Genomic DNA, 14,073 nt, shown 5'->3' with positions numbered 1-14,073 from the left:
GACAAAAGAAAAACGCCGTTAAGGCGTTTGATATTACGAAAAAGTATTTGCTCTCTTTTAATTCTCCAAAGTAGATCTTAGATTTTCTAAAGAATATAAAATGACATAATCTCTAAAAGATTAGTCATTTTCCTAAACTGAAATTAGTGAAAATACGCTTGGGATTCCTTATCATCAATTTCATTGATATTCATCAATGAGGTTGGCAAGATATCTTCGGCGGAGATATTAGCAACAACTCGTCTTTCGTTGAAAAGTGATTGATCCCCAAAACTCACAATAGTCCAAGCAGCAACTAGTCCGGTGATTGCGTTGGTCAAAGTGTATGATAAAGTACTATTGCTGTCTTTGGGTGCAACTTTATTTTTTGCAAAACCACTTAATAGAGCATTTGTAATTCCTCCAGTAATCGAACCTAACATCACACCTTTTATAGGCCATTTTTTTAAGCCAACCTTAGTTAAGCTCCATACCATAAATATCCCATTCACTGCATTTAAACCAAACGTCATCCAAGCACCTAACAATTGTCCATTCCATTTTTTAGCCTGCCTATTACTCTTTACCCAAACGCCTGCAGCGGTACTCCAGTAATTTCGCTTTGAAATGTCCTGTTTGTAAGATGCATAATCAAATGCAGATTGAACTATAAACGAAAACACTCCTGCAATGATACCAAGCATCATACGATCTTTCGTTTTAGGAATGTTCATTTAAAACCTCCTCTTTAATTGAATTATTTAACCAACTAGTAGTTTGTTAATTAGTCTTTGTTAAACTTGCACTTTCCTTCCATGTAAGATTTTCTACAGTGTACATAACATGGTAATTTATAAAATATATGTTACTTAATTAAGTAAAAAAAATTGTTCTTTCTCATCGGAGCTTGGAATTAATTTGTTCGCTAAACAAAGCCTAACTAGATTAGACACTACATAATACTAATCCCTATAAAATGCATCAATGTCCTTCTGTGTGGCATCCCGTTCCTTGCTATCCCCGTCACCAGCATACGATTTAGAGTAAGCAAGTAAGTCGCATACTCTAAACTCATTGATTTCTGCAAAACTCAAGCCCGTTCGCTTACCTATGGCTAATAATTCTAGGTCTAATCGTTCTGGTACCCAACTATCCTTTGACTCTCCATCTTTTATTCTTCCCAAGAAAGCCATTGGCGACCTCCTCCATTGAGGCCGCGAGAAAGGTTGGTTCGGTTAAATCAATAGTCTCAAAAGACACGAGCCATCCTTCAAAGCTTGGAAACGGTTGAGGATAGGCATCCGCTTTTGCCATCGCCCAGGTAATCTGCAGCAAAAAAACGGTATCAAGTTTCGAAGAATCCTTCTCGATCCCTTTCATTTTGGTTAAATCACCCAAAAGATCCGAATGGAATTCTTGTTTGTAATACAAGAGGGCCAGAGGTGTTGCTCTGACCCTTACTTTCGTCTCGCCGATCATTAGCTCTTTCATTGGGATCCTCCTTAGGCTGCAGCCGGTATCGTAACTGCTGTAAAGAATGCGTTATAGGCTGTGGCATTTGTTACGGAGAGTTCCATCGTACCCTTAACGACGTTTTTACCTCCGATTTCCATCGGTTTAATTACCAATGAAAGAACATCCGTTGCCGGTTCGATGGAATCTCCATTCGTTTTATGCTCTTTGGACGGACGGCTAGCAGTACAATCAAAATATACGAAACGCCGATTCTTCTGATCCCCTAAGACTTGACCTAAGAGGGCGAAAGGCTTAGGAATTGCGTTGGCAATTTCAACGAGCATTCCGTTGCTGTCAATTTCCCAGCCTAGCATTTCCGCAAGCACAGCATCGGGAACCAATGCCATTTCTAGGTCTGCTTTATAACCGTTATTGCTGGTGCTCACATAATAGGACCCATTGTCTGCATAGAACGTGCTGTCTTTTCCTTCAGCTTTCGGCTTAAAGCTAACCGCGCCAGGTATGGCAATGGGAGCTTCCCAAGCTGGTTGAGTTACATTTATAAGGTCTTTAAAGGCGATATGGACTTTCTCGAGACCAAAGGTTACTTTATTTTCCATGGTTATCCTCCCATCAGCTGAATTCTATAGATCACTTGATATAAATCCTCCGATTCTATCTTTGCCTCGTTTTTGGAATAAGTCAGGCGTAATTCTTTTAACTTATCCTGGACTAACGTTTCCTTGGCTAAATCTTTCTTGTCCGTGTAAAGCTCTATATTGTAATTACCAATATCAACATAGTTTTGGTTGTCAGCTCTGAGATCATCATCATCCGTGAATTGATACGTAATAAACGGTGGAGGTGGGGCGGGGTTCTCAAGGGTTGACTTAAATTCGCTATAGGCTATCGGCATGCCCAAGCTTTTTAATGCTGTTACTAATTCAACTTGAGTCATATTACCCACCATTCCTTATAATCCGTTCAATGTTTCTTACCATCTGAGGGGCATACTTATCGTGCGCAGGCCCAAGATGAGGATAAGCCTGAACTCTACCGCCCCCTCGTTTGGCATGTCCAAATTCAAGCAAGTGGACGAGACGATAGTATTTCTTGTTCCAGATTACATATCGTTGATGACCCGAAAGAGACTTGTCCGTCTTCACAAAGCTGGCGGCATATTTCCCTTTTCGCTTTGGTGCCAGTCTTTCCGTTTCAGCTAACACATTATCGGCGATAGTCCCAACTTCTCTCTCGATTGAAACCGTAACGTCTTCTGTGTATTCGCGGATAGCATTTGCTAGTTCGTAGGCCAGTTGATCGATTCTAATGCTAGCCATCAGCAGCCACCCTTTCACAACTAAGGCGAATCTTTTCGCTACGGCCTTCTGTGCGGATGATGCGATAGGTGATGCCTTCGTGCTTAAGCTTCACTTCGCCTTGGTATTCCCGGGTGTACATTTCAAATCGTTTTTCTGGCCTTAAGCCTGCGACGGCTGCATTGTAAAACTCACCTGATCCCACCGAGAGCTCTTCGGCAAGGATCGATCGTTCCGTTATGGTTTCGATTGGATTCCCTATTTCATCCGTGTTGCGGTGATCAATCGTTACGCCGATTAACACTAACACTTGATCCATTCTACCCACTATCCACCATCTCCCTTAACCCATGGCCAGCTGACTTAGCAGCATGTGAAAGGCGGGAGAAAACTTAATCCCCCCGCCTTCTGAGTTCCATAGATCAGTAACACCCATGACCATGACGCCTACCGCTAAATCGTCAATCAACATCTCGTCGACTACTCCGGCTCGTTTCATGAAGGACTTTACAGCCAGAAGTTTTTGGGTCAAGACTCCGTCGAAGGCTGTGCTATCCGGTTGGATATTCAGACCGATCTTACATTCGATTAAGAGCTCGGCGTCTGTCATAGGATCACCTCATTCAAATTCGAATTTGGTACAAAAAAAATTAAGCCTTCTTGATCAGAAGGGCTCCATTTTTGTCCGATAATTTACCGTCAGCAATCATCGTCGATTTACTAATCCATTCATCCGTGTCTTCGTTGAAGTAGCGCTTAAAGGTCATCTGCATGTTGGTATTGACCATGTAGCTTTTCAACTTGCAGACGATACCGATAACGTCACCCATGAGAGCATCATCGATGGACGGCAAGTACTCTTCCACAGGGATTACTTCTTTACCCAGGAATCGTTCGACCTGAGTGCCATCGAGTCCATACGTGGTTCGAGCGACCGGCTGACCGTTAACGTCTACCATCCCGACGATATACTTGTTCCAGTCGGCATCATTCATAATAATGACGGCACCATTTCGATAACTCCGTGGTAGTTTGGCAAGAAGTGTGGTCCAAGTGTTGTATTCTCCAAGATCCGCTGCTGCAACCGTAACAATTTGCGCTGCGGGGATATCTGGATCCTTGGCGATACCGAGAGGTTGTCCAATACCAGGACCCGAAATGATGGCTTGTTCAAGGGCAACAATCATCGCCTCATAGATGTTGTCAGAAATCGCTGACTCAAAGGCCGGCAGAGCAACCGTTCCAGCCACAAGCTCAACAGCGACTCGGCATTGGAGCTTATGATACGAGAAAGAAATGCTTCCCGTGGTCTTTTTCTGTTTATCCGATACCGTCCCTGCGGTTGTCCAGGTAGCCACAGGTTTAAGTGCCGACGTTGGTTGCTCCACACCGCCTAGGATACTGGTCTTATTGATCTTTGACCAGATCGTTCCATAGTCTTTCATCTTCTCGATGATGTTATTGAGAATCGTGGTCGGAATGACGGTGCCAATATCACCCGTTCCCGTCGTGGCATCCGCGCGGAACTCTAGGACATCGGATTTAATACCCCTTTGGACATAATCCATGAAGGCGGAACGGTATTCATGAGTATCGTATTGATCGACGGAACGTTTTTCTTGGGGTTGGCCGCCTTCTGTGCCGTATGTGGCCAGGACATTGAACCTACCTACGGGCATGCTACGTTGTTCGCCGGTTGTCCCAGGTTTTGGCTCGCCTCGAAATTCAGGATCGGCAGCAGGTGGTGTTGGTTCGTCAGGGATCTCATCAAGCAGGCCGCGAAGCTCTGCAATTTCTGAGTTTAAGGTATCCATTTCTAATCCGATGGAACGAACCTCTGCGACATCGGTCGAGGCATTACTCCTTGTGGTTAGTTCAGCCTTTCTCGCTTCTTTCGCCGCCAGCATGGCTAATAGTTTCTTTTTCACGGTATCACCCTTGCCCTTTCATCCGGTTTTGATTTTTTAACTTCTCTAGTTCCAGTGCATGCTCGTTTTTGGATTGTTCGAACGCTCTTGACCGGGCATTATCCAATGCCTGCTTATCTACGCTATCCAGCGCGTCGTTTCGAGCCATTATGTTTGTCTCCACATATTGAGGGGACCACAATGCAGATATCTCATGAATCTTCTTGAACCTTAAGATCTCTCTGGTCGGCAGGTCGCTGTCGAGGTTGAACCACTTCTCTTCCTTGACGGAGAATGAAAAGCTCATCCCGGTGATGTCCTGCCGTTTAATCGCAGAATATAAGGCCTTCGCTTCAGCATTATTTTGAATGTCGAGCTTGGTCCTGAATTCCAAGCCTCGCTCGGTGACCATAAGTTGCATGGACGAATTGGCATTGTTATTCCGACTCCTGGCCAGTGGAATTGCTCGGCCATTATGGTGAATAAAAAATGGCACATCCTTTAAGTCTGCGCCATCAAGAGCTCCGCGTTTAATAACCTCTATAAACCAATTGCCTACATTCGTTTCAACCTCATAAGGGATCGCAAAGCCTTCGACGATAGCCTCTGGCTCGTCTTGACTCGGTTCCAAGGCTCTGATTTCTTGAACCTCATAGAACCGATTAAGCTTGTCTTCCCACCGTTCTTTTGTCTTCTGACCCAAGCCTTTAATCCCCCTTACTCTCTGTTTTTGCTTTCGACTGATTCATTTGGTACGCCGATATTAGGCTTTTATCAATATAGTTCAAGCTCTGCGTAATTCGTTCTCCGCCCGTAATCGGTGGGTATCCCAACAACGCTAACTTTTGGTTGTCCGATAGCAGCCCCTGTTCACCCGTGGTTTTCACAAGCTCAAGCTTGGACTTTGTGCTTAAGTACATCATGTCTCGCTGATAGAAGATGATTTCGTTTCCCACATCTAGCTCTCGTTGGGTAAACAACGTCTTCGAAAACGCTTGACCCAAACTAATGAGGATAGGCTCCAATTTCTTTTCATACCACGCTTGGTATTGCTCGTCCGTGAAGTCTCCCCTGAGGATACAGGCCGGAACACCAATGTAATTGAGGACTTTGTTTTCCAGGAATTCCATCGTATCCTAATCGATGAGCTTAGGGTCCGGGGTAATAGGTGTGTAATCGCCTTTGAGATCCATGGGCAAAATGCCGGTCTTGCCGCTGGCAATCTTAGCCTCAAACCGATCGCGCTCAGCCTGTTGTTTTTCGTCATCCAGCATGGTGTTGATTTTTAAAATACCTCGGACGGATAGGCTCGTCTTAATCGCCTTGCCGATTCCCTGAAGAACAATGTCATTGATGTCTAGAACTTTCAACAGTGCCGCGTTATCCGGCTGGCCGTTCCTACCTCCGCCCATGATTGAGTTAACACTGAACTTCTTTCGTAGATGAATTACATCCGAGTAAGCGAGGATGACATTATCTCCACTTTCGAAGCGTAGGTCAACGAAGAGTTTGCCGGTGGAGTCCTGAACAAAATCCACTTGTCTAGGGTCTAAGGGGAAGAACGCGGCGTAATTAATATAGGGCTTTCCTTGGCTGTCGAAGTTCGTCTCATAGACTGGATAAATAAAGGCATTACAGTTCATCTCAAGGATCCAGATGATTTTTTCGAGGAAGTCTTTGGTGGTCATGAGTTCATTCGGGGCAAATTTAAACAGCCTATTAAGGCTGCTACTCACGGTTGTCTGCATTCCGTTTTTATCGGTTCGGATGTGACGGGGCATCAGCTTGGAACATTCGGTGGCAATGACATCGATACAGGTTTGGACCACATCGGAGGCATAGATGTTTTGACCGAACTGGCTGAAGATGGGATACCCTCCATCCAGGAATTTGGCGTATTGCATCTGCCGTCTGTCTGGCTTCGAGGTAAATATGTTTTTTATGAAATCGGTAAGGGCCACTGATTCACCACCCTTCTATTCCCTTCATGCGGTCGTTCGTTTAACTAGTTCTAAGAAGTCCGTCCGATTGTCTATATAAATCCGATAGGCAATGATCATGGTCACTGCACCGTCAATCTTGTTGTCTTCTTTGCCCTGAACTTTCATGGGCATGATTTCGGCTTTGGAGTTGATATTCATTGCTGTATTCTCTAGACACATTTTATCGATAGGATCATTGTTGTAATTGATAAGTTTACTCTTCAAGTCAGTTTCAACCAGGCTCATGGGTTCTGACATGCTGCCCCAATCCTGGGCTACCCTTTGACAATCGAAGCCATAAGACTCCATTTCTTTGACCCAGTAAATGGCGGACCATTTATCGTAGCCGATCTTAAAGAAGCGGATCCCAAACTCTTTATGAAGTTTGACAAACCAGGCGGTCACGTGCCTGAAGTCATTTTCGTTTCCATCGGATACGACAAGACGTCGTTCCCTCACCCATAGCTCATAACGCTTGCGCTCTTTTTCAGATAAACCTTCCAACTTCGTCTGCGGAATGAAGTACTGCTGGAGCATGTATTTTTTACTGGAGCCCGGTTTCATTAGTAAGGCTCTCGCGCTGGATAGGTCTCCTGTTTTAGACAAGTCAACCGCTCCAATAGCAAAACAGTTTCTGAACTCCTCCATATCGAAGGTCTCAGGATTGTTAATATCCTCCGGTGTAAGCCAAGCTGAAGCATTGTTTTGTTTAATATTAAAGTCCTTGGAGAGGACAAAGACACGCATCTTTTGACTGGTCTGAGCTTCCTCAATCATTTTCCGTAGAAAGCTCCATTTTTTAATGGTTCCAACGCCGGGATTACTTTTGACCCAGGTTGTTTCGTCTTGCCAAACTTCGCTTTCACTGTCTTGGGTATACAACCAGATTAACCAACGAGGACGTTCCAGCTCTCCGGCTAAAACCTGACGCGCTTCTTTGAGTCGTTCATCCAGATAACCTTCATTGACCATGCCTTCCGTGGTCAACTCGAAATACAAGGGTTCGTCTTGAGTGGAAAGCGCCTGCCGGATCGGCATAACTGAAGAGTTATCCTTCATTTCATGTACTTCATCCACCGAACCAATGCCAATATTACGCCCTTCCTTGGCGCCTGTTTTGGCAGATATTTTGCGGATGCAGCCTTTATTTCTATAGGAGAACTTGCCGTTGTGTCTCGCTTTCTGGGGATTGCCAAAGAATATACCTTTGATATTCTTGCGAGTTACACTGGTCAGCGCCTTGCTCTCTTCCCGCATAGCATTAATCGCCTGAAACATCAGATCAGCCTGTTCATTCGTAGTCATTGCTGGAGCAAAGTATCTTTAGCCCAAGTGGGCCACAAAAGAAATCTGCTAGATTCAGCGCAGATACCAACGGGGTTTTCCCATTTTTTCTTGATACTAGAAATAAGACATCCTGATAAAGGCGAATATATCTGCCAATTTCGTTATCAAATATTTTAAAACTGTATATTGCTTCTATAAATGCTTTTTGAAAAAGCATAAGAATAAAAGGTTTACCAGCAAATGGTGCTTCAAAATGCCTGCACTGAGTTTCGATGAAGCGAACTCTTTTGTTGGAATCCGCGAAATCAACCATTATATTTGGATCTTCAAAGTGCTTAAGCAAAACATCCAGCATTTGCATTAACTCATGACCGATGATGATCTCTCCGCCTTTACATTTGTAGATGTATTCAAGGAGGAATGAATTCTGATACTTATTTCTTAATTCGTCAAGCATGACTACGACATCACCACCTTTTATAAATGAAAAAACAGTGCATTGCGCACCATTTTAAACATTACTCATTTTCAAATAGTCTTCGTGATACATCCATCGTAATGGCTCATTTGTTTCGGGGTGCTTACCTGCCGACTTACGCCTACCCCTGCAACAATTTACAATAGTAGAGTGAGAGATTTCGAAAAATTTACTAGCATCATTTACAAGCGTAAATACTCTCCCTGTGTTTAGATTTACTACTGAATGCGCACCTGGATTATTCTCACCTAATTTAGATAATCCAATCTTTTTCCTAGATTCTTCAGAATGGCTTTTGCCGTACATAGGGTTATTACGCCCGCTAACCGCCATACTTATCTTCTTACGTGCATCTTCAGAAAAATACCTTCCCCTACTTCGTTCCCCAATTTTAGATCGTGTAGAATCAGAGTGGCATTTACCGCACATAGGATTATTCTTACCTCTAAAATCTGCATGGTTTGCGCTCATCTTTGCCTTGCTTTCTTCCGAATGCAAACTGGTATCTCCACCTGACTTAATGTTATACCCAAACTGCCTATTTATCGTTTTATACATAGCTATTAGATCAAGCTCAAGTCTTTCTGCAGATTCCTTTGGTATTCCACTTGAAATTATTTCATGCGTAAAATTATCCCACCCATATTCTTCAATGTCACTATTGAAGTATTGGTTATTAATATAACCTCTTCCGTCTCTCCATCTCTCTTTAGTATGAGTACTTGTGATTCCAAAGTATTTCTTTCCATTGATTTTATTTGTATGTGCATATACCGCATATTTACGCATACTCTCCAAGATATCAAATCCCCCCCCTACGTTTCTTCTCCTATTAGCACACGGAAAAGACGAGCCCATAGAGGAAGCCAGCCGCCCTTTATATCCGGTTGTTTATGCCGGAAAGATAAATTGAGATATTAAGACCCAGATTCAAGTTAACAGAGGCTTGAATTATTCACATAACCTTATTTCTTTTGGATTTTTTATTTATTGATATTCCTCTTATTCAAACTCATCCAAACCGTCATCCTCTTCGATGAGGTTCTTCATCAGCACCCCATTCAGAGTTTTGATGACTACGGCATAGGTATTCACATTCTTTAAGTACTGCTTGGCAGTTTCGACCGGCTTTTGAATCTCTGGATGCTGGGGGTGAAGCCTGACCATGCCAGTCTCAGTGATCGCCTGTTTAAGGACATGATTCTCCGCCTTGAGGAAAGCCGCATCCTCAATTAAACCTTCGATAAGTTTACGTTTGGAGTCTTCGACATCATGAAAAATCTCCGTTAACTTATCCAATTCTTTTTGTTGGACTTCCAGTTTTGTCATTTTTCCCAAAACCTCCTGGGATTTTCAAAATTCTTGGCATGCGTGAAAGATGCCTCCCCCTACCCGGTTCCCTTTTGAAGGGCTTTCAAGTGCTATGGGGGGGGATGGTCAGTTCGTGTGCTGCAGGAACCACTTGTCGATGTAACCCGTCCATTCTGCCTCATGCTTTTTTCGGATCGGATCGGTCTTTAATCGCTCGAGGCATTGGTCTTTACTAGCCTCTATAAAGACCAACTCTGCTCCGAGATCGTCGGCCAACTTCTCACGTTTGTATTTGTCAGGGTATCCGCCAAGGATCCAGGCTCTGTCCCAGCGTCCGAAGCGCGTGCGAATGTTGTCAAGGAGCTGGCTGTGTACGACTCTTACATTCTTCAGCAGGCTGTCCGGTTTGCTGTACCAGGGCTGTCCGGAGATCGCGGTGTAGATGGCATCAATATCGACGATCAAATCCCCTGGCCACATCCGATCCTGGGTGTAGGTTTTCTTACCTGCTAATGGCGGACCGTAAACCATAAAAACAGCGCGAACCAGTTTGGCAGCGCTTCGTTTGTGTATAGAGTTATGGCAGCCGTGATGGACAACCATTATATTTGTTGGGTTAAGAGCAATCGTTACATCTTCGTAGTTATCCGGAGTGAGTTCGGTCTTATGGTGCAATGTTAGTTCCTTAGACTGGGCAACTCGTTCACCACAGTATTCACAGCGTAACCCGCGCTCGTTGAGAATAAGTAATCTGAAGTTTCGCCAGGCGTCTGAGGCATAGAAGGTTTGCAGGACAGAATACTTAGCCAAGGCTCACCCTCCAATTCGCTGAGCTTTCTGCCCGGTAAGTTCTTCGTATCTGTGCACGATGACATCGCAGTATTTTGGGTCCATCTCCATGGTGTAGCAACTCCGCCCGTTTTGTTCGCAGGCCATTAAGGTGCTGCCGCTGCCACCAAAGGGGTCGAGCACAATATCTCCTTCCTTGCTAGAGTTAGCGATGAAATAACCGCAAAGTCCAACCGGTTTCATGGTCGGATGGTCAGCGTTTCGTTGTGGTTTATCGTATTTGATCAAGGTGGTCTGCTTACGATCTCCATACCAAACATGGCTTGCTCCGTCCTTCCAACCGTAGAGAATGGGCTCATGCTGCCATTGATAATCCTGCCGACCCAGTACCAGAGAATTCTTAGCCCATACCAAACACTGGCGCAAAGAATATCCAGCCAGTTTGAAAGCATTCCGGAAGTTGTACCCTTCGCTATCTGCATGAAAGACATAAATCGCTGCCCCCTTTTTGGAGTGCTCGTGCATCCTGGTGAAAGCGTCCGTTAAAAACTGCAAGAACTTGTCGTCGTTCATTTTGTCGTTTTGGATTTTAAGTTTATCTTTAGTTCCCCCCTCATAATCGACATTGTACGGAGGATCTGTTAGGACCAAGTCAGCCTGCTGGTTGTCCATCAGTTTGTCCATGTCTGAAGGTTTGGTGCTGTCGCCGCAAGCCAAGCGGTGGTGGCCCAGGAGCCAAACGTCGCCGTTCTGGGTGACAGGATCGTCTATTTCGTCGAGGGCTTCCTCAAGATCAAAATCGTCATCGGCGACCTCAGTCTCTGGAGGTTCAAAGTCAAAGAGAGTCATATCGAAGTCGATACCTTTGAGCTCAACCTCAAGTTTCTCAAAATCCCACTCGGCATATTCGGCGGTCTTGTTATCCGCTAGACGAAAGGCTTTGATTTGGTCTTCGGTTAGGTCATCTGCTCTAAGGCAGGGAATGGTTTTGAGTCCAAGCTTTTTAGCAGCTTTAACCCGAGTGTGACCACAAACAATGACGTTTTCCGCATCGATAATGACCGGGATTTTAAAACCAAATTCCTGAATTGAGTGGGCCACTACCTCGACGGCTGAGTCATTTTTTCTGGGGTTGTTCTCGTAGGGTATAAGCTCACCTATCGGGAGTTCTGTGATGATCAAAATGCTTTCATCTCCTCTATCTTCTTCCGGAGTTCAAGAAATTCGCGCTCCATGTCGAGCTTCATGGGGTTATCGCTCCAGTTGCCACGGTCTTTGTTTTTCAATAGGATGCTGCATGCAGCAACATCGGGCGGATAATATCGTTTGATATGCTCTTGGTACTTGACCTCTTTACCGTTTTCAACTTTGATATAGGTTTTGGTCTCCGTGTGTTCGAACCCCCGGGCTCTTTTGGCCAGTGCGTTTTCAATCTCTGCAATAAAGGGCAATTTCCCTTTTTTAAGGGCTTCTTTTATTTCCGGGTGTTTTAGTTTGTATTCCTCTAGGGTACTCTGGTGGATCCCCAGGTTTTTGGCGATCTGATGCTCGGTAAGCCCATCGCGGGCCCACTTCTCGACCAGGATAAGTCGGTCCTTAACCTGAGGCCATTTGCTCTTAGCAATGGTCTCCCGCCTCCTTTTTTCATCGCTCCGCTCCCGCCCCTGCGTCTTTGTCCGCGATGTACTTTACCCACTCATCCTTAGAATTGGACAAGAAAAAAGGACTCTCTATTTGGAAAGTCCCTAAGTCAGTTTATATGTTACTTATCGTTGACCCGTCATGATGAACTCCGCATACTCTTTCTTATGCTCTTCAAGGAAAATCACCAACTCATAGAAATCTTTCTGATAACCTTCCCGCTGGACGCCTACGGTATCAAGCATGTTAACCTTCCCTTCGCAGCGGATGGTTAGAATCTGTTCCATCAGACGATCGGTTATGAAACCCTCTTCTGCAAAGTAGGCGGTGTACCGTGCGTAATCGTAGCCTTCGCTTTCAACAAGGACCCCCTCTTTGGCTCCCTTAGCCTTGACCAGAAGGCAGTGCCAAACCTCGTTGCCATCAACCCACATCTTGCCTTTATGCCGAGCGATAAACTCGTAGTCGCCTAGTAGATTCTTGGTAAAGTCCTCATATTCCGCTGGCTCTAGTTCGACCGTTTCTTCGATGATGAACTCGTAACCCATGTCCCTGCCGACAATCTCTTTTAGATCTTCGATCGTACCAAACTTTCTCGCAAAGTGCACTCCCATTATGCTCGACCCCCTTTAACCTGACTTGTCGAATCGTTCTTTCGTGAAGGTTGGTCTCTGAAAGCACTATTACCTGAGAGGTTTGCAAGCAGCACCTTACGGGTGGATTTGTACTCTCCGCCAATCATTCCGAGTCTTAATAGCCATGTGCGGAATGAGAACTTGGGATTATCTGTGATGGTTGGCTTCATCGAAGCGTGTTTTAGAGTTTGGGCGTTTTTATTGATAAGGGTGACTAAATCTGTGTAGGCTTTTAGTCTATCCGGCTCTAGTTCACCTTCGAAGAATTTAAACGTGATGGTTTTATTATCAAAGTCAAAGCCTATTCCCGGGCATTTTTCAGGCCCGATTTCAAGAACAATAGACTCAAAATCTTCGATGATCGCGATGACTTTTTCGTTAATGGCTTTAGCAAAGTCCTGATCAATAATTGCATGTTTTAAGTCTAAGGATTGTTGGATTAGGCTTTGTTTGCTGGCAATCATGTTGACTAAATTTCTTAGGGTAAAACAATTATGCTCCCCCATCAGAAGAATGACTTCCAAGCGATCAACTGGGGTTTCCGCTTCTGGGATATTTACTTCCGTTGTACTCGCTGGAGAGGCTTCAGATGCATCTGTCTTACTTTCAAAACTAAGAAGTTTCCCAAACTCAACTTCTTCCCCTTCAGTGTTTTTGATTCTCCCCTCTCGGTCAATGATGTACACGTCATCTCCCGCTTTCACTTGATAAGCAAAACTAGGTGCGCCCATGTACTTGGGCTTTTCTCCAAAGTGTTCTTCGAGCTGCTTTAATAATTCTTTTTTATCCATTGGTGATCCCTCCTGTGTTTTGTGTAGTCTATCTATCACTCTAAACACAGAAAATTGCAAGTAATTTTATTGGACTTTCTTAGGTTACATCGTCTTCCTCCCAAAACCTCGATTTAATGTAACAGTCATGACTGCAATACTTTCTACGCTTGTTTCCATAGCTGCTAAACTCTTTACCACAATGCTTGCATGTATAGCTATAGATTGCAGTTTCTTTTCTGTTTCTATCCTGGGGGTTGTCATTCCACCATTTTCTCCGGCATTTATCGGAGCAAAAGCGTCTATTTCTTCCACGAGCCTTTTGTTTAATAGGTTTATTGCATTGAGGGCAAATCCAATTCTTTTTTTCCATCACCTGAATGTTAAGGCTTACGACGTCTCTATGTCCATTTAAATGATGACGCTTGCAAAAACTTTTTACTGTGTCGCTCGAAAGGCTTAGCTCTCCTGCAATAGCTTTATAGCCAAAACCCTGACCTCTCAGTTCGAATATTTTCTT

At 44.3% G+C, this 14,073-nt stretch carries 20 protein-coding genes and 2 pseudogenes; all 22 read right to left on the bottom strand.

From position 1 onward, the window contains the following. Window positions 1–143: 143 nt before the first annotated feature. Entirely contained in the window at window positions 144–713 is a 570-nt protein-coding gene (locus tag HGJ98_RS16455; RefSeq protein ID WP_291352761.1) for a hypothetical protein, read from the bottom strand. 228 nt (window positions 714–941) lie between these two features. Next, on the bottom strand, window positions 942–1,172 hold the full coding sequence (locus HGJ98_RS16450; protein ID WP_291352759.1) for a hypothetical protein: 231 nt from the start codon (window positions 1,170–1,172) through the stop codon (window positions 942–944). Further along, entirely contained in the window at window positions 1,129–1,470 is a 342-nt protein-coding gene (locus tag HGJ98_RS16445; protein WP_291352758.1) for a hypothetical protein, read from the bottom strand. Before HGJ98_RS16445 ends, HGJ98_RS16450 begins: the two co-directional genes overlap by 44 nt. 11 nt (window positions 1,471–1,481) lie before the next feature. Then, window positions 1,482–2,054, bottom strand: a complete 573-nt coding sequence (locus HGJ98_RS16440; RefSeq protein ID WP_291352756.1) for a major tail protein — start codon at window positions 2,052–2,054, stop codon at window positions 1,482–1,484. A 2-nt stretch (window positions 2,055–2,056) separates the two neighbouring features. Next, window positions 2,057–2,392 carry a hypothetical protein gene (locus tag HGJ98_RS16435; protein WP_291352754.1) on the bottom strand — a complete coding sequence of 112 codons (336 nt, stop codon included), beginning with the start codon at window positions 2,390–2,392 and terminating at the stop codon, window positions 2,057–2,059. Window position 2,393: 1 nt separating this feature from the next. Next, window positions 2,394–2,774 (bottom strand): HK97 gp10 family phage protein, encoded by a 381-nt coding sequence (locus tag HGJ98_RS16430; RefSeq protein WP_291352752.1) that lies wholly within the window; start codon window positions 2,772–2,774, stop codon window positions 2,394–2,396. Beyond that, window positions 2,767–3,072 carry a phage head-tail adapter protein gene (locus tag HGJ98_RS16425; protein ID WP_291352750.1) on the bottom strand — a complete coding sequence of 102 codons (306 nt, stop codon included), beginning with the start codon at window positions 3,070–3,072 and terminating at the stop codon, window positions 2,767–2,769. The genes HGJ98_RS16430 and HGJ98_RS16425 overlap by 8 nt, the downstream gene beginning before the upstream one ends. 24 nt (window positions 3,073–3,096) lie before the next feature. After that, window positions 3,097–3,363: a phage gp6-like head-tail connector protein gene (locus HGJ98_RS16420; RefSeq protein ID WP_291352748.1), complete on the bottom strand. Its 267-nt coding sequence runs from the start codon at window positions 3,361–3,363 to the stop codon at window positions 3,097–3,099. A 40-nt stretch (window positions 3,364–3,403) separates the two neighbouring features. After that, on the bottom strand, window positions 3,404–4,660 hold the full coding sequence (locus HGJ98_RS16415) for a phage major capsid protein (RefSeq protein WP_291352815.1): 1,257 nt from the start codon (window positions 4,658–4,660) through the stop codon (window positions 3,404–3,406). Between the two features lie 25 nt (window positions 4,661–4,685). Next, window positions 4,686–5,363, bottom strand: coding sequence for an HK97 family phage prohead protease (locus HGJ98_RS16410; protein ID WP_291352745.1), 678 nt, complete (start codon window positions 5,361–5,363; stop codon window positions 4,686–4,688). Window positions 5,364–5,367: 4 nt separating this feature from the next. Next, window positions 5,368–6,564, bottom strand: a pseudogene (locus HGJ98_RS16405) (phage portal protein). Between the two features lie 81 nt (window positions 6,565–6,645). Then, complete coding sequence (locus tag HGJ98_RS16400) at window positions 6,646–7,947, bottom strand: terminase TerL endonuclease subunit (protein WP_291352743.1); 1,302 nt, start codon at window positions 7,945–7,947, stop codon at window positions 6,646–6,648. Continuing rightward, entirely contained in the window at window positions 7,934–8,386 is a 453-nt protein-coding gene (locus HGJ98_RS16395) for a hypothetical protein (RefSeq protein WP_291352741.1), read from the bottom strand. Before HGJ98_RS16395 ends, HGJ98_RS16400 begins: the two co-directional genes overlap by 14 nt. 54 nt (window positions 8,387–8,440) lie before the next feature. After that, complete coding sequence (locus HGJ98_RS16390) at window positions 8,441–9,196, bottom strand: NUMOD3 domain-containing DNA-binding protein (protein ID WP_291352739.1); 756 nt, start codon at window positions 9,194–9,196, stop codon at window positions 8,441–8,443. Between the two features lie 213 nt (window positions 9,197–9,409). Beyond that, complete coding sequence (locus tag HGJ98_RS16385) at window positions 9,410–9,736, bottom strand: hypothetical protein (RefSeq protein WP_291352737.1); 327 nt, start codon at window positions 9,734–9,736, stop codon at window positions 9,410–9,412. A 108-nt stretch (window positions 9,737–9,844) separates the two neighbouring features. Further along, window positions 9,845–10,528, bottom strand: coding sequence for an HNH endonuclease signature motif containing protein (locus tag HGJ98_RS16380; protein ID WP_291352736.1), 684 nt, complete (start codon window positions 10,526–10,528; stop codon window positions 9,845–9,847). A gap of 3 nt (window positions 10,529–10,531) precedes the next feature. After that, window positions 10,532–11,689 carry a DNA modification methylase gene (locus tag HGJ98_RS16375; RefSeq protein ID WP_291352735.1) on the bottom strand — a complete coding sequence of 386 codons (1,158 nt, stop codon included), beginning with the start codon at window positions 11,687–11,689 and terminating at the stop codon, window positions 10,532–10,534. Beyond that, window positions 11,686–11,958 (bottom strand): hypothetical protein, encoded by a 273-nt coding sequence (locus HGJ98_RS16370; protein ID WP_291352734.1) that lies wholly within the window; start codon window positions 11,956–11,958, stop codon window positions 11,686–11,688. Before HGJ98_RS16370 ends, HGJ98_RS16375 begins: the two co-directional genes overlap by 4 nt. A 315-nt stretch (window positions 11,959–12,273) precedes the next feature. After that, window positions 12,274–12,435: a DUF5049 domain-containing protein gene (locus tag HGJ98_RS16365; protein WP_291352814.1), complete on the bottom strand. Its 162-nt coding sequence runs from the start codon at window positions 12,433–12,435 to the stop codon at window positions 12,274–12,276. Between the two features lie 45 nt (window positions 12,436–12,480). After that, a pseudogene (locus tag HGJ98_RS22445) lies at window positions 12,481–12,582 on the bottom strand (DUF6329 domain-containing protein); the annotation flags it as partial. A gap of 179 nt (window positions 12,583–12,761) precedes the next feature. Continuing rightward, the gene (locus tag HGJ98_RS16360) at window positions 12,762–13,574 is read right to left on the bottom strand and encodes a virulence-related protein (protein WP_291352732.1); all 813 of its coding nucleotides are present in this window, start codon (window positions 13,572–13,574) and stop codon (window positions 12,762–12,764) included. A 79-nt stretch (window positions 13,575–13,653) separates the two neighbouring features. After that, on the bottom strand, window positions 13,654–14,073 hold a 420-nt coding region (locus HGJ98_RS16355; protein ID WP_291352730.1), incomplete at its 5' end, for an RNA polymerase subunit sigma-70.

Origin of the sequence: Desulfosporosinus sp. (assembly GCF_014237355.1) — a bacterium.
In the GTDB taxonomy this organism is placed as follows: Bacteria; Bacillota; Desulfitobacteriia; order Desulfitobacteriales; family Desulfitobacteriaceae; genus Desulfosporosinus.
The sequence above is the reverse complement of the archived record's forward strand: the minus strand, read 5'-3'. Positions and strand labels throughout refer to the sequence as shown.

Excerpts from the sequence above, each read along its gene's own strand:
- HGJ98_RS16395 (WP_291352741.1), bottom strand. The coding sequence starts at position 8,386 with ATGCTTGACGAATTAAGAAATAAGTATCAGAATTCATTCCTCCTTGAA.
- HGJ98_RS16450 (WP_291352759.1), bottom strand. The coding sequence starts at position 1,172 with ATGGCTTTCTTGGGAAGAATAAAAGATGGAGAGTCAAAGGATAGTTGG.
- HGJ98_RS16445 (WP_291352758.1), bottom strand. The coding sequence starts at position 1,470 with ATGAAAGAGCTAATGATCGGCGAGACGAAAGTAAGGGTCAGAGCAACA.
- HGJ98_RS16420 (WP_291352748.1), bottom strand. The coding sequence starts at position 3,363 with ATGACAGACGCCGAGCTCTTAATCGAATGTAAGATCGGTCTGAATATC.
- HGJ98_RS16435 (WP_291352754.1), bottom strand. The coding sequence starts at position 2,392 with ATGACTCAAGTTGAATTAGTAACAGCATTAAAAAGCTTGGGCATGCCG.
- HGJ98_RS16365 (WP_291352814.1), bottom strand. The coding sequence starts at position 12,435 with ATGGAACAGATTCTAACCATCCGCTGCGAAGGGAAGGTTAACATGCTT.
- HGJ98_RS16430 (WP_291352752.1), bottom strand. The coding sequence starts at position 2,774 with ATGGCTAGCATTAGAATCGATCAACTGGCCTACGAACTAGCAAATGCT.
- HGJ98_RS16400 (WP_291352743.1), bottom strand. The coding sequence starts at position 7,947 with ATGACTACGAATGAACAGGCTGATCTGATGTTTCAGGCGATTAATGCT.
- HGJ98_RS16360 (WP_291352732.1), bottom strand. The coding sequence starts at position 13,574 with ATGGATAAAAAAGAATTATTAAAGCAGCTCGAAGAACACTTTGGAGAA.
- HGJ98_RS16425 (WP_291352750.1), bottom strand. The coding sequence starts at position 3,072 with ATGGATCAAGTGTTAGTGTTAATCGGCGTAACGATTGATCACCGCAAC.
- HGJ98_RS16440 (WP_291352756.1), bottom strand. The coding sequence starts at position 2,054 with ATGGAAAATAAAGTAACCTTTGGTCTCGAGAAAGTCCATATCGCCTTT.
- HGJ98_RS16385 (WP_291352737.1), bottom strand. The coding sequence starts at position 9,736 with ATGACAAAACTGGAAGTCCAACAAAAAGAATTGGATAAGTTAACGGAG.
- HGJ98_RS16390 (WP_291352739.1), bottom strand. The coding sequence starts at position 9,196 with ATGCGTAAATATGCGGTATATGCACATACAAATAAAATCAATGGAAAG.
- HGJ98_RS16455 (WP_291352761.1), bottom strand. The coding sequence starts at position 713 with ATGAACATTCCTAAAACGAAAGATCGTATGATGCTTGGTATCATTGCA.
- HGJ98_RS16415 (WP_291352815.1), bottom strand. The coding sequence starts at position 4,660 with ATGCTGGCGGCGAAAGAAGCGAGAAAGGCTGAACTAACCACAAGGAGT.